This window comes from Paracoccus sigandri, assembly GCF_003709565.1.
GTDB classification, from domain to species: domain Bacteria; phylum Pseudomonadota; class Alphaproteobacteria; order Rhodobacterales; family Rhodobacteraceae; genus Paracoccus; species Paracoccus siganidrum.
Map to the genome: position 1 here is coordinate 17891 of NZ_QNRC01000014.1, position 14385 is coordinate 32275.

11 protein-coding genes are annotated in these 14385 nt (G+C 69.5%); 6 read left to right on the forward strand and 5 right to left on the reverse strand.

Annotated features, from left to right (window positions below; all coding sequences use genetic code 11):
* Positions 1–19: 19 nt before the first annotated feature.
* On the reverse strand, positions 20–982 hold the full coding sequence (locus tag C9E82_RS13780) for an ABC transporter substrate-binding protein (protein ID WP_170162152.1): 963 nt from the start codon (positions 980–982) through the stop codon (positions 20–22).
* A 179-nt stretch (positions 983–1161) separates the two neighbouring features.
* Between C9E82_RS13780 and C9E82_RS13785 the strand changes: the two genes are divergently transcribed.
* From C9E82_RS13785 to C9E82_RS13795, 3 genes are read left to right on the forward strand one after another with little or no spacing between them, the layout of a single operon-like run.
* Positions 1162–2148 carry a FecCD family ABC transporter permease gene (locus tag C9E82_RS13785; protein WP_119900341.1) on the forward strand — a complete coding sequence of 329 codons (987 nt, stop codon included), beginning with the start codon at positions 1162–1164 and terminating at the stop codon, positions 2146–2148.
* Entirely contained in the window at positions 2145–3089 is a 945-nt protein-coding gene (locus C9E82_RS13790; RefSeq protein ID WP_122449306.1) for a FecCD family ABC transporter permease, read from the forward strand. The genes C9E82_RS13785 and C9E82_RS13790 overlap by 4 nt, the downstream gene beginning before the upstream one ends.
* Positions 3090–3104: 15 nt before the next feature.
* Entirely contained in the window at positions 3105–3872 is a 768-nt protein-coding gene (locus C9E82_RS13795; RefSeq protein WP_119898414.1) for an ABC transporter ATP-binding protein, read from the forward strand.
* A 53-nt stretch (positions 3873–3925) separates the two neighbouring features.
* On the opposite strand, the gene C9E82_RS13800 is transcribed toward C9E82_RS13795, so the two are convergent.
* From C9E82_RS13800 to C9E82_RS13815, 4 genes are all read right to left on the reverse strand, one after another.
* Complete coding sequence (locus tag C9E82_RS13800) at positions 3926–4408, reverse strand: GNAT family N-acetyltransferase (RefSeq protein ID WP_119898415.1); 483 nt, start codon at positions 4406–4408, stop codon at positions 3926–3928.
* Positions 4409–4418: 10 nt separating this feature from the next.
* Positions 4419–6494, reverse strand: a complete 2076-nt coding sequence (locus tag C9E82_RS13805; RefSeq protein WP_170162086.1) for a TonB-dependent siderophore receptor — start codon at positions 6492–6494, stop codon at positions 4419–4421.
* A gap of 217 nt (positions 6495–6711) precedes the next feature.
* Entirely contained in the window at positions 6712–10602 is a 3891-nt protein-coding gene (locus C9E82_RS13810; RefSeq protein ID WP_221035989.1) for an amino acid adenylation domain-containing protein, read from the reverse strand.
* Positions 10603–10607: 5 nt separating this feature from the next.
* Positions 10608–10820 carry an MbtH family protein gene (locus C9E82_RS13815; protein ID WP_119898418.1) on the reverse strand — a complete coding sequence of 71 codons (213 nt, stop codon included), beginning with the start codon at positions 10818–10820 and terminating at the stop codon, positions 10608–10610.
* 149 nt (positions 10821–10969) lie between these two features.
* Here C9E82_RS13815 and C9E82_RS13820 point away from each other — a divergent pair, with 149 nt between their 5' ends.
* Genes C9E82_RS13820 through C9E82_RS13830 form a run of 3 tightly spaced genes read left to right on the forward strand, consistent with a single transcriptional unit; the run spans position 10970 to position 14348 of the window.
* Positions 10970–12310 carry an MATE family efflux transporter gene (locus tag C9E82_RS13820; protein WP_119898419.1) on the forward strand — a complete coding sequence of 447 codons (1341 nt, stop codon included), beginning with the start codon at positions 10970–10972 and terminating at the stop codon, positions 12308–12310.
* Positions 12307–13482 carry a PLP-dependent transferase gene (locus tag C9E82_RS13825; RefSeq protein ID WP_119898420.1) on the forward strand — a complete coding sequence of 392 codons (1176 nt, stop codon included), beginning with the start codon at positions 12307–12309 and terminating at the stop codon, positions 13480–13482. Before C9E82_RS13820 ends, C9E82_RS13825 begins: the two co-directional genes overlap by 4 nt.
* The gene (locus C9E82_RS13830) at positions 13479–14348 is read left to right on the forward strand and encodes an alpha/beta hydrolase (RefSeq protein WP_119898421.1); all 870 of its coding nucleotides are present in this window, start codon (positions 13479–13481) and stop codon (positions 14346–14348) included. The genes C9E82_RS13825 and C9E82_RS13830 overlap by 4 nt, the downstream gene beginning before the upstream one ends.
* Positions 14349–14385: the final 37 nt, after the last annotated feature.

Sequence of the window (14385 nt, forward strand, 5' to 3'; positions counted from 1 at the left end):
ACCCGCCGCGCCCAGGCCGCTACTGGACCTCTGTCGCCGGATCGCCATCCGCCGCCGCGGCCAGCAGCCGAGTCAGCGGCTCGATCGCCCATTCGATCGACAGCGGCGACTGAAAGCTCATCGCCCCCATCATCGCGGGGCTGGCCCAGACGGCGCGGCCTTCGCGCGCGGCGCGCGTGTTGCGCCAGGCGGGCAGCGCCTCGATCGTCTGCCGTGTCGGCGGATCGACCAGCCACAGGATCACGTCCAGATCGAACAGGTCGAAACGCTCGGCGCTGACATGGAACCGATCGGATTCCCCCACCATTTCATCGAAGGCGGCAGGCGTGCGGATGCCCAGGGCCCCCAGAAGCCGATTCGCGCCCTCCATGCCGCGAAAGCCGGCGATCTGGCCGTTGCTGTTGAAATAGGCCGAGGTGCCGGACAGGCCGCGAAGCTGCGGATGCGCCTCCAGCGCGGCCGCGATCTTGCCGTCGATCCGTTCGATCACCGCTTCGGCCCGGTCCTCGCGGCCGGTCGCCTGGCCGATCAGCCGCAACTCGGTTTCCCAGGGCGCACCCCAAGGCGAATAACCCTCGGGCGGGCCGATGACCGGCGCGATTTCGGACAGCCGGGCATAGGTCTGCGCATCCAGCGGCGCGAAGGTCGCCAGGATCAGGTCCGGCTCCATGCCCCAGACCCATTCCACGTCGATCTCGAAGCCATGCTGCACCTCGGGCTCGGCCCCGACCGCCTGTCGCGCCTCCTCGGCCCAGGGGCCGGTCGCATGGGGATGGCCGCCGAACCATTCATGCACGCCGACCGGGGCAAGGCCCAGGGCGTAGAGGAAATCCTGCTCGTGATAGCCGACCGAGACGATGCGCCGGATGCTGTCCGGGTCCAGCCGCGTTTCCCCGAAGCTGTGGCGCAAGCTGATTTCGTCGGCCTCAACGGGCAAGGCAAGGGCGGCAAGGCAGGCAAGCATGGGCAGAGGGCGTGGCATGGCGGTTTCCGTCCGGTTGATCTCTGCCTTGCGTATGCCTCGCTGGGTCGACCTTGGGCTACTTGCTGCCACCCCTCGGGTCAAGCGCTTGACCGCCCGGTCCACAGGCGGCAAGCAGGCGCCACGGGCCAGCATGTCGCCAGCCGTCCAATGAAACCTCGACATGCACGGATTCCGCGTTGCCCTTTGCTTCCCGACTGACCCTGCTGTGGCTGGCCGCTCTGGCGGGGCTGGTGGCGGCCTTGTGCCTTGGGGCGCAGGACTATCCGCCGCGCCTGCTCTGGGCGGCGCTGGCGGCCTATGATCCCGCCGATCCCGGACAGGCGATCATCGCCGAGATGCGGCTGCCGCGCGTGCTGGCGGGGCTGGTGGTCGGCGGCGCGCTGGCCGTGGCGGGGGTGATCATGCAGGCGATGGCCCGCAACCCGCTGGCCGATCCGGGGCTGACCGGGGTGAATGCGGGGGCGGCTCTGGCGGTGGTGTCGGGGTTGCTTGCCTTTGGCGCGCTGCCGCAGCTTGTCATCGCGGGCCTGGCGCTGTCGGGCGCGGCGCTGGCGGCGGTTCTGGTATGGCTTCTGGCCGGAGGCGGGGACAATACCCTGCGCCTGCCGCTTGCGGGGGCGGCCTTTGCCAGCCTGTGCATGGCATTGGTCGCGCTGGTCGTTCTGACCCATCCCGAGGCGCGCAACATCTATCGCTTCTGGATGGTCGGCTCTCTGGCGGTGGCGCAGTCCCAGGCGCTGGCCGTTCTGGCCCCGATCGCGCTGGCGGGGATCCTGGCGGCCGCGGCGGTTGCCCGGCAGATCGAGGCGCTGATGCTGGGCGCCGAGATGGGCAGCGCGCTTGGCCTGCATGTCGGACGGGTGCTGGGCCTTGGCCTCGCGGCGGTGGCGCTGACGGCAGGGGCCAGCGTCGCCATTGCCGGGCCGGTCGGCTTCATCGGCCTGATCGCCCCGCATCTGGCGCGCCGGGCCATGCCGGGGGCAAGCCTGACCCGGCAGGTGGCGCTGGCCTGTCCGGTCGGTGCGGGCCTGGCCCTGTTCGCCGATCTTGCCGGGCGCTGGCTGCTGCGCCCCGGCGAGGTGCAGCTGGGCCTTGTGCTGGCCATGATCGGTGCCCCCGCCTTCATGATCCTTGTCCGCCGCATGCTGCGCGAGGGCGCATGAGGCCGGTCGCGCTGATCCTTCTGACGATCCTGCTGGCGGGACTGTCGCTGTCCGCCGGGCGGACATGGCTTGCCCCGCCCGATCTGGTCCAGGCGCTGCTGGACCCCGAGGGCGCCGGCCGCATGGTCTGGAACCTGCGGCTGCCGCGCCTGCTGGTCGGCCTGATCGCCGGGGCGGGTTTCGGCCTTGCGGGGCTGGTTTTCCAGACGCTCCTGAAGAATCCGCTGGCCTCGCCCGACGTGATCGGGGTGACGCAGGGGGCGGCCTGCGGCGCGGTGGCGGCGTTGCTGCTGGGGGCGCCGGCAATGCTGGGGGCCTGGGGCGGAGGGTTGGCGGCGGTCGCGATCGTCGGCTGGCTTGCCGCCCATCCCCGGCGAGGGATAGAGCCGCGCGCCGTCGTTCTGCAGGGGCTTGCGCTGGCCATCTTTGCCGGGGCGGCCACCGAAGCCCTGATCCTGCGCATGGGCGACGGCACGGCGGGCATGGCGATCACCTGGCTCAGCGGCACGCTGAACGGCGTGGGCTGGCCCGAGGTCGCCCGCGGGGCCTGGCTTCTGCTGCTGATGCTGCCCTTGCTGCTGGCCGGCCGGGCGCTGGACCGGCTGGAGCTGGGCGAGGACCTGGCCCGCGCCCTGGGCGTAAGGGTCGCGCTGTTGCGCGCGGGGCTGGGGCTGGTCGCCGCGATCGTCGCGGCCGGCGCGGTGGCCCTGTGCGGGCCGATGGCCTTCGTCGCGCTGGTGGCCGAACCCGTCGGACGATTGATGTCATACGGTCGGCCAAGCCCCGTCGCCGCGATGCTGGCCGGCGCGGCATTCGTGACGCTGGCCGACACGCTGGCCCGCGCCATCGCGCCCGCCGCGCTGTTGCCGACCGGCCTTTACACCGCGTTGATCGGTGCGCCGGTGCTGATCCTCGCCGTTCGCCGGATGGCGCGCGGCTGACGGGAAAGGAAAACCATGCCCTTCGACATTCGCACCCTCACGATCAGCCTGGGCGGCGCCCGGATCCTGCACGGGCTGGATTTCAGCCTGCCCAAGGGCGGCATCACCGGCATCATCGGCGCCAATGGCTCGGGCAAGACCACGCTGTTGCGGGCGCTTGCCGGGCTGCTTCCGCCCGAGTCCGGCCAGGTCCTGCATGACAGCGAGGAGATCGCCCGGATGCCCGCCCGCCTGCGCGCCCGCCGCATCGCCATGCTGCCGCAAAGCGCGCAGGCCCCGCCCGGCCTCAGCGTGCGCCAGCTTGTCGCGCGGGGCCGGACACCCTGGCTGCGGCCCTTCCTGCCGATGACCCCGGCGGATCGCGCGGCGGTCGGGCGTGCGCTGCAGGCGGTGGGCCTGTCGGATCTGGCCGATAGGCAGGTCGACAGCCTGTCCGGCGGGCAGCGGCAAAGGGCGTGGATCGCGCTGGTCCTGGCGCAGGAAAGCGGCACGATCCTGCTGGACGAGCCGCTGAACTTCCTTGACCTGCCGCATCAGGCCGAGCTGGTCGCGTTGCTGAAACGCCTTGGCGAAAGCCGCAACGTGATCATGATCCTGCACGACCTGACCATCGCCGCACGGGTGTGCGACCGGATGCTGGCGCTGCGCAATGGGCGATTGACGGCCTTCGGACCGACCGCCCAGGTCCTGGCGCAAGACCCGCTACGCGAGACCTTCGGCATCGCGTTCGATTGCACGGCGCTGCCGGACGGCAGGCCGGTCGTCCTGCCCGCCGGATTGTAGGCGAACCGCGACCATGAAAGGCGGCGCCCGGTCCGAAGCCCGATCAGCAAGTGTCACGAGACCGGCAACGGCTTGACCTGGAACAGGCAGGGGCTGTCGGGATGCCAGAGCGTGGGAAACACCTCGGCCGCGATGAAGCCGTTGGCGCGATAGAAGGCGCGCGTCGCGGCATAATGCGGCTCGTCCAGGCCCCGGTCCGCCAGCGTCTTGACGGTCAGCAGGCTGCGGCCCCTGGCGCGGGCGTGGCGTTCGGCCGCCGCGATCAGCTGCCTGCCGATGTTTTTGCCGCGGCATTCCGGGCGCACCCCGATCACGATGATCTCGGATGCCGAGGGCGGATGATCCTTCAGCGCGACGAAGCCCAGCACGGCGCCATCTTCAACCCAGCCGAACATCGGCAGGGTTTCGACCGCCTCGCTGCAGAAGTCGATCACGGCAGGCTCGGTGAACCAGTCGGACAGGGCGGTCATGATGTCGCGGCAGATGGCCGCCTTGTCCTTGGTGATCTCGGCGATTTCCATGAGCTGCGTCCCCATCCCGGCGGGCCTAGAAGCTGCGGTTCAAGGTCAGGCTGAAGCCGCGCCCCTCGCCAAGGATGCAGCCCGAGCTGGCGGTGCAGGTGCCGTGATATTCCTCGTCGAAAAGATTGGTGACGTTCAGGCCGACCGAGTAGTCCTGAAACCGGTAGCGCAGCGCAAGATCGGCCAGCAGATAGCTGTCCACCCGGCGGGAATTGCCGTTGTCGCCCCATGTGGCGCCGACATAGCGCAGACCGCCGCCAAGGGTCAGGCCGGCCAGCGCGCTGCCCGGATGGGCCTTGACGATATCGTAATCCAGCCAGAGCGCCGCCTGATGTTCCGGCACCAGCGCGGGCGTATTGCCCTGATCGCCGTCATTCGACCGGGTGATCTCGGCATCGAGATAGGTATAGCTGCCGATCAGCGACAGGCCGTTATCGAGAGCGGTGCGTGCCTCCAGCTCGATCCCCTTGTGGCGGATCTGCCCGGTCTGGGTGCGGTAGATCGGATCATCATTGTCCCGCGTCAGCACATCGTCCTTCTTCAGGTCGAAAATCGCCAATGTGTACAGGCTGTTTTCATCTGGGGCGTATTTCACCCCGACCTCGTATTGCTTGCCCATGGTCGGCTTGAACAGATTGTCATGGCGGTCGGTGCCGACATTGGTGGTGAAGCTTTCGGTATAGCTGGCATAGGGCACCCAGCCGCCGCCCAGGTCCCATGTCGCGCCCAGCATCCCCACCAGCGCGTCATTGTCGCTTGTCGTCACCGTATCGTTCAGACGTTCCGTCGCGCGGTTCTCGATCCAGGCCTTGCGCGCGCCATAGGTGACGGTCAGGCCCGAATCCATGCGGGTGATCCCCTGCGCGTAAAGGCCGCGGCTGCTGACCACCTGCTTCTGGTCCGAAATGATCGGCGGCGATGCGACGGGGAAATCGTAACCCGGATCGCCGACCTGCATGGTATGCCCGCCTGCCCAGCCGGTCCGGCCGTCGATTTCGTCCCGCGCCAGATCGATCCCGGCAAGCAGGGTCGTCCGGCTGGAGGCGCCTTGCCAATCATATTGCAGCTGCGTGTCCAGCCGGATCTGGGTCGCGGTTTCATCGACGGTGAAGGCGGCGAAGTTCAGCGTGCTCTCATCGAGCATATTCGAGAAATACAGGTGCCGGTAATCCGTGTCCTGCCTGGCATAGCGGAAGTTCTGCCGCAGCGTCAGCGCATCGGTCAGCCGATGCTCGACCTCGTAACCAAGCGCCCATTGCTCGGTCTCCAGCCGGTTGAAATCCGACTGCGAATAGATGAAATCGCGCGGCAGCGCCCCCAGGGCCAGCGGGTAATCCTCGCCCGCGACGGGCAGGAAGTTGTTGGGCGTCAGGCGATCCTTCTGCCACTGGGCCAGCAGGGTGACGCGGGTGTCGGGGGTTGCTTGCCATGTGACCGAAGGCGCCAGCAGCAGCCGGTCATTGTCGGAATCGCGGATCTCGGTCTCGCCGGCCTGCCCGACCGCGACAAGCCGGTAGGACAGCGACCCGTCCCCGTTCAGCGGGCCGGTCGCGTCGATCCCGGCGCGGGCCACATCATTGGCGCCGAAGGACAGGAAGGTTTCGGCGGCCCTTTCGGGTTGCGGGCGCTTGGTGATCACGTTGACCATGCCGCCGGCGTCGTTCTCACCATAGAGAACCCCCGAGGGGCCGCGCAGGATATCGACCCGCTCGATCAGGTAGGGATCGATCTTGAAGCCCGAGAAGTTCAGCACCTTCTGGTTCAGCCCGTCGCGGAAGATGCCGCTGGTGCCGTTGTCGAATCCTCGGATCAGGAACTGGTCGAAGCGGTCGTCCACCCCCCAGATCGCCGAGGTGATGCCGGCGCTGTAGGCCACGACGTCTTCCAGCTGTGCGGGGGCGCGGTCCTTCAGTTCCCTTGCGGTGACGACCGACAGCGATTGCGGGATCTCGGTGATCCTGGCCCCGGCCTTGACGCCGGTCGCGCTGTCGCCGACGACATAGCTTGTGCCGCCGCTCAGCGGGTCAAGGCCTTCCCCTTCGACGACGATCGGGTTCAGCACCGTGGTATCCTGCCTTGCCTCCTGCGCGGTGGCGGGCATGGCTGCGCAGGACAGGGCGGCAACCGCGATGGGCCATACCCAACGCGCTGTTTCAGAGCGGAGTCTGGAAAACGTCATCTGTGTCCTCATGGGATCCGTGCCGTGCGGACGGCGCCGCGCAATAGCGGTTCGGGGGGCGGGATGTCGATGGAATGCCGGGGTGCGCATGCAACCTGCGCGCCTGGGTGCGGGACAGCTACCAGCATGGGAAGGGATGTCAACCTTCCGGCGGCTTCTGCGCCGGCGATCTCTTGCCGGTCGGACAGTCCGGCCAAGCCTGGTCCAGCCGTGCCTTCAGCCGGGCGTGAAACAGCCGATCGCCGATGATATGCAGATGGTTGGTCCCCGGCACGATCTCGGCCGCGGTGGCGCGGGACGACAGGCGGCGCCAGTCGACCAGGTTCAGCCCCCGGCTGAGGCTGTCGCCGGCGCAGAACGACGCGACCGCCACGTCCAGCGGTTCCAGCCTGTGGCGGCGGAAGACCAGCGCATTGTCGATCAGGACCCAGAACGTATGTTCGCGGCTGGAGACTTCCGGCCCGTCGGTGGGCAGGGGATCGGCCTCGTTGCCGATGAAGCGCAGCAGCTGATCATGGCACTCGTCGTCCATGGCGCCGATCAGCCGGTCCCATTCGGGGCGCATCCGGGTGCGGCCCAGCCAGTCGCGCAGTTCGGCCTGCAGCCGGTCGCGTTCGCCGGGGGCGAAGCGGGGCGTTGCACCGGGGGCGAAGTCGGTGCCCAGATCGCAGACATCGACCTGCGCGATCAGCCGCAGGTCGATCTCGCCCTGCAATTGCCGCGCCGCCTCCCATGCCAGCAGCCCGCCCCAGGACCAGCCGAGGAAGGCGCAGGGCTGGCCCTTCGCCTCGGCCCGGATATGCGACACGTAATCGGCCACGACCTCTTCCACGGCGACGTTCAGCCGCTTTTCCTCGTTCAGCGAATGGCAGAGGAAGCCCGTCACCGGCTGTTCGGGGCCCAGGTAATCGGTCAGGCGCAGATATTCGCGGGTCGAGACCAGCAGCCCCGGAAAGCAATAGAGGCGCGGTTTCGTGCCGCTGGCACGCAGGGTGATGGCGCTGCGTCCGGTGGCATCGCCGGCGGCGATGCGGGCGGCCAGGCCACGCACGGTCGGGGCGTCGAAAAGATCCGCGACCGTCAGCGCGACGCCGGGCCACACCCCCCGCAGCCGCGCCAGCACCTTCAGCGCGGCCAGCGACACCCCGCCCATGTCGAAGAAGTCATCGGTCACGCCGATGCCGTCATGGCCGATTTCCTCGCGCCAGACGGCCAGGATCGCTGCCTCGGCCTTGTCCTTCGCCGGCACGCCCAGGGCCTTTCGCTGCACGCGGCCCGGCAGCGGCAGCGCCGCGCGGTCCAGCTTGGCGTTGGGATTGGTCGGCATCCGGTCCAGCACGACCACGGCCGAGGGCAGCATGTGTCGCGGCAGCTTCGCCTCGAGCGCGTGCAGAAGCGCCTCGCCCGAGATCCGCGCGGGGGCGACGACATAGGCGATCAGCCGCTTCTCGCCGTCATCCTCGCGCAGCAGAACCAGCGCCTCGCTGACCTCGGGTTCGGCCAGCAGCGCGGCCTCGATCTCTCCCGGCTCGATGCGATGGCCGTTCAGCTTGACCTGAAGATCCACCCGGCCGAGGAATTCGATCGTCCCGTCCTCGCGCCAGCGGCCGAGATCGCCCGAGCGGTAGAGACGTCCCCCCGCGCCGCCGCCCAGCCTTGGCCCGAAGGGATCGGGGATGAACCTGTCGGCGGTGGTGCCGGGACGGCCCACATAGCCGCGCGCCACGCCCGAGCCGCCCAGATGGATCTCGCCCACGACGCCGATGGGGCAAGGCATCAGATCGGCATCCAGCACATAGGCACGCCGGTCCCCGACGGCCCGGCCAAGCGGCGCATAGGCGCCTTCGAAGCGGGTGCCCGCCCGCACCTTCCAGACCATCGGCGTCATGATCGTCTCGGTCGGACCATAGCCGTTGATCAGAATCCGGGCCTTCAATGCCCGCGACAAGAGATCGAATGTCGTCTGCGCAAGCCCCTCTCCGCCGAAGGAATAGAGCCGCATCGGCGGGGCCTCGTCGGTGGCCTCGGCCCATTCGGCAAGCTGCTGCAGATAGGTGGTCGGGATCGAGGCGTTGTTGCAACCATGCCGGCGCATCGCCGCCAGGGTTTCCTCGGGCGTCCAGAGCGGGCCGTCGGGGATCACCACCGACCCGCCCATCATCAGCGGAACCATCCAGCGCTCGTGCCCGCCATCCGAGGAAAACGGCAGGAACGGCAGCTCGCGGCTGTCCGCGCTCATCTCGTAGACGCGCGCGGTGGTCTGGTTGTGCAGGCTCAGCGGGCCATGTTCGACGGCGACGCCCTTGGGTTTGCCGGTCGAACCCGAGGTATACATGACATAGGCAAGCTGATCGGGATGTATGGTGACGGCCGGATCGGTCTCGGGGAAATCGCCGGCAGGCAGGTCGTCGATGCACAGGACATGCGCGGCCAGCCCGTCCGGCAGCCGGTCCCGGAACCGGGTCCGCGTCAGCACCACATGCACGCCGGCATCGGTCATGATGTGGTGGTTGCGGCTTGCCGGATGGTCTGGTTCGACGGGAATATAGGCGCCGCCCGCCTTCATCGCGGCCAGGATCGCTACCAGCGCCTCGGCACCGCGTTCGATCAGGATCGCGACGGGGATCTCGGCCCCGACGCCAAGCGCGATCAGCCGATGCGCCAGCCGGTTCGCGGCGCGGTTCATCTGGTCATGGGTCAGGCGATCCCCGCCGCAGATGACCGCCAGCTTGTCGGGCGTCTGCCGGGCATGGGCCGCGATCATCTGATGCGTGGCGCGCGGATCAACGGGGGCGTCGTCGGGATAGGGGGCCGAAAGCCGGTCCAGTTCGTCATCCTCCAGCAGCGCAATTCCGGCCAGCGGGCGATGGGGATCGGCCAGCGCTGCGGTCAGCAAGCGCTCAAGATGGCACAGGAAGCGCGCGATCAATGCCGGTTCGTGAAGGCCCTCGGGGTGATCGGCGGTCAGCCGGATTCCGCCTTCCGGCAGGGTCTCGGCCAGAATGACGCATTCCCCCTGCGCAGCGGGACGCGGGGTCGCCAGGCGGGCGACGCCCTGGGGCAATGGCGCGGCGTGGCGGACATGCAACACCACCGCCCCCAGCGGATGGCGGTCGGCCCCCGCCTGCCGCAGCATGTCCTGCACCAGCGCCTCGGAAGGCAGGCGGTCGGCGCGAATATCCGAAATCGCCGCCGCGATCCGTAGACGCATGGCGGCAAAGCCCTCGGCCGGGTCGTAATCGGCGCAAAGCGGCAGGATATCCTCGCCCCGCCGCGCCGGATCGGGCGAGGGCTGGCCAAGCGCGAAACGCAGCCGGTCATGACCGCCATAGCGCGCCAGCAACGCGGCCAGCGCGGTGGCCAGCACCTCTTCCGGGTCGTCCATGTCGCGGACCAGATCCCCCGGCAGGTCGCGGCTTGCGGTCAGCCGGACGGTCCCCTCGCTGCCGCCGTGGCGTTGCGGCAGACGGGCAATGACATGGCCGGCCCCAAGCCGCGCGCGCCAGCGGGGCAGGGCGTCGCGCAGGGGTGGGGCGGCCGGAGGCCGCAGGCCCAGCCGGGCGGTCGGCTGGCCCGCCATCGCGGCCAGCAGGCTGCCTTCCATCGCGGCCAGCGTCGCGGCATCGCCCAGAATCGGATGCAGGGCGATGGCCAGGACATGGCTGCCGTCCCGGCCCGGAAACAGATCGACCGCCGCCAGCTCGGGCGACAGCGAGGCCAGGTGACGCATCGCATCCGCCGCGGGATCGTCCGAGACGGCGTGAATCGTCATCGCCGGCCGCTTGGCGTCGTCCTGCCGGCGCAGGACCTCGCCGCCGGGCAAGGTCTCCAGCCGCGCCGCGAAGGCGGGATGGGCCAGGATCATGAGCCGCGCCGCCTCTGCCAGCGCGGCACCGTCATGGCCGGGGGCAAGATGCAGGGCCAGGCGCTGCGGGGCGAAGGGGCCAAGCCCGCCCACCTGCTCATGGGCCCGGATCTGCCGTTCGATCCCGCTGAGCGGCATCGGGTCGGCGGGGCGTGGATGCTGCATGTCGTTCATTGTCCTGCCTCCATCGCCGCGCGCAGCGCCAGGGGACGCGGATCGGTCCAGGTCGCGTCGATCCGTGCCAGGCACTCGGCACGGCTGGCCGGCTCGCCCTCGGCGCGCCAGCCCGGCGGCAGGGCATGAGGCGCGGGCCAGACCGACATGCGGCCCTCGCTGTTGCGGACGACATGCCACAGCCCGTCGGCAATGAAAGATCGGGTCATCAGCGGTTCCTTCGGCAGATCCCTTCGCCCTGAGGACGGATCGGAACGGCGAAAATTCACCCCGTGCGAATTTTTCCGCCCATCTCTGCCGAAGGGTGAATTTCGGCGCCGGCGGAACGTCAGTGAAGGGCGACAGGACAGGATGACCCATGCGCCCGCTCGATCTTGGCTCGCCCAGGCTGGCCCGGCTGCTTCTGAGGACCGGCACCCCCGCGATGTGCGGGCTGTCGCTGAATGCCGCGCATCAGGGCGTGGACGGCGCCTTTCTGGGCCGGCTGGGAACCGAAGAGCTGGCGGCGGTCAGCCTCGCGCTGCCCCTGGCCGGGCTGACGGCCGCGCTGGGCGTGGGGCTTGGAGTGGGGACGGCGACGGCCATTGCCCGGCGGCTGGGGGCAGGCGATGCGAGGGCGGCCGGGCGGATCGCCTCGGGCGCGATGGGGCTGGGCCTGTGCCTTGCCGCCCTGGCCTGCGCCGCGCTGACGTTGGGGCGCGAGCCGCTGCTGGACCTGCTGGGAGCGACCGGCGGGCTGCGCGAACCGGCGCGGGCCTATCTGGCGCTGATGGCCGTCGCCGCCGGGATGGGCATCGTGCAGATCCTGTGCGATTTCATCGCCATCGGCGAAGGCAATGCGCGTTTCAGCATGTGCAGCCTGGCGCTGTGCTTCGGCCTGAGCATGGCGCTTGACCCGCTGTTCATCTTCACCTTCGGCTGGGGTGTCAGTGGCGCGGCGGCGGCGACGGTGCTGGCCCAGTCGGTCACGCTGATGCTCTATGCCTGGTATTTCGCGCGTCGCCGGGGCCGGATCCTGCTGCGCCCGGCTTTCGGCGCTGCCGCATGGCGCGGGCTTGGCCCGGTGCTGCGGGTCGGCACGCCCGAGACCGCCACCGTACTGGCGGCGACCGGCGCGGTGCTGCTGCTGTATCGCGGCGCCGGCATCACCGCCGGGGTCGAGGGCCTGGCCGCATTGGGCATCGTGCTGCGGTTGTTCATGCTGGCCAGCCTGCCGGTCGAGGGCTTCTGTCTGGGCGCGCAGGCGGTCCTGGCTCATGCGGCGGGCGCGGGCGACAGCGCGCGGCTGAACCGTGCCGCACGATGGCTGGCGGCGATCACCTGCGGCGCGGCATTCCTGGCGGGGATGGTGTCATTCGCCCTGCCGGGACTGGCGATCCGGCTTTTCGCCGCCACGCCCGGAACCGCCCTTCTGGCCGAGCCCGCCCTGCGGCTTCTGGCCCTTGCCCTGCCGCTGGCGGCGCTGCGCCATGTGGCGCAGGTGCTGCTGCAGGCGACCGAGCGCGCCGCCGTCGCCGCCATGCTCGGCCTTGCACCGTCCTGCTGGCTGCTCTTGCCGCTGCTGGCGCTGCTGGTGCCCGCCTTCGGCTTTTCCGGCCTTGTCCTTTCCTTCGCGCTTGCCGTCGCCCTGACGGGTTTCGGCGCCGCGCTCATCCTGTGGCGCCTGCCGCGCGCCGCACCGAACGGAGTTTCCGCATGACCCACCTGCCGCCCGTCCCTCCCGCCCTGACCGAGGCGCTGCTGGCGCCTGCCGCCACGCAGCCGCATGACGCGACCTCCGTGCCGATCTTCCAGACCTCGTCCTTCCTTTTCGATCGCTACGAGGATCTGGCGGCGGTCTTCGCCGGCCGCTCGGACCGCTTCATCTATACGCGCGGCGACAATCCCACCGTCGCCGAGCTGGAGGCGCTGATCGCCCGGCTGGAAGGAACCGAGGCCGCACGCGGCTTTGCCTCGGGGATGGCGGCGATCTCTGCCGCGATCATTCCCTTCGTGCAGGCGGGCGACCGGGTCGTGGCGGTCGAGAACCTCTATTCCGACGCCTTCCGCCTGTTCGAGGTGGTGCTGGGGAAATTCGGCGTCACCACGCAATATGTCGACGGCGCCGACACGGATGCGGTCATCGCCGCCCTGCCCGGCGCCAGGCTGGTCTATCTGGAAAGCCCGACCAGCTGGACCTTCACCTTGCAGGACCTTGCCGCCATCGGCGCCGCCGCACGGGCCGAGGGCGTGATCTCGGTCATCGACAATTCCTGGGCGACGCCGCTCTATCAGCGCCCGGCCGAGGCGGGGATCGATCTGATCGTCCATGCGGCTTCGAAATACCTGTCGGGCCACAGCGATACCATCGCCGGGCTGGTGACGGGACCGAAGGCGCTGATCGACCGGATCAACCACGATGCCTATCACTATCTGGGCGGCAAGCTGTCCCCCTTCGATGCCTGGCTGGTGCTGCGCGGGATGCGGTCGCTGAACCTGCGCATGGCGCGGCACATGGAAAACGGGCTGGCGCTTGGCCGGGCGCTGGCCGATCACCCCGAGGTCACGGCGCTGAGGCATCCGGCCTTTCACGATCATCCGGGACGGGCGGGCCTGTCGGGTTTCGGCGGCCTTTTCGCCTTCGACCTGGCCGAGGGCATCGACATCCCGCGCTTTGCCGATGCGCTGCGGCTGACGAAGATCGGGGTCAGCTGGGGTGGACCAGAGAGCCTTGTCATCCCCGCCGAGGCCGCCCTCGGCCTGTCGGGCAGCGCCAATTCCTTCCGCCGCTTCGGCGTCAGCCCGCGCTCGATCCGTTTCGCCGCCGGGCTGGAGGAGCCCGAGGCACTGGTCGCCGATGTGCTGAGCGCCATCGACGAGGCCCGGCGATGAGCCTGTCGCCGGTCGCCCAGGGGATTGCCGATGGCGGCGGCACGCGCTGGTTCGATCTGCAGGATCGGGCGACCGGCGCCGTCCGCCGGCTGTTTCTGTGGCTGCCGCCGGGCAGGATGCCGGATGCGGGCTGGCCGTCGCTGACCATGACCGACGGCAATGCGGTGATCGGCACGGCGGTCGATGCGATGCGCGCGCAGGCCGCCTATCCGCTTGGTACCAATATCGCCTGGGGGGCGCTGATCGCGGTGGGCTATCCGACCGCGGAGGCCTATGACCCCTTCCGCCGAAGCTGGGATCTGGGCCCGCCGCCGGGACGCAGCTATCCGCCCTTCTGGCCGGACACGCCCGAGGTGCGCACCGGCGGCGGGGCGGAAATGGCGCGCTTCGTGCTGGAGGACGTGCGCGATTTCCTGGCCGGGCAGACACGGCTGGACCCCGCACGGCAGGGTTTGTTCGGCCATTCCTTCGGCGGGCTTTTCGCGCTGTGGCTGCTGTTCACCCGGCCCGACGCCTTTACCCACTGGATCGCGGCCAGCCCCTCGATCACCTGGGAAGACGGCTTCCTTCTGTCCCATCTCGACCGCTTCGATCCCGGTGGTCGGCCGCTGACGATCCACCTGTCGGCAGGGGAATGGGAAGGCGACCGGCTGGCCCCCTTCCAGGAGGGCGCCGAGGATGCCGCGCAGCGGCTGGCCGACAAGGCCCGCCTGCGCACGCGCGCCGCCGCCGAAGAGATGGCCGAGGCATTGGCGCGCCTGCCCGGACTGACGGTCCGATACGAAACCTATGCCGGGGAAAACCACATGTCGGTCCTGCCGGTCGCGGTGAACCGCGCCATCCAGACCGTCTTCGCCTTGCGTTGAATTCCGCCGGCGGGGTGAATTTCACCCCCGCCGATGC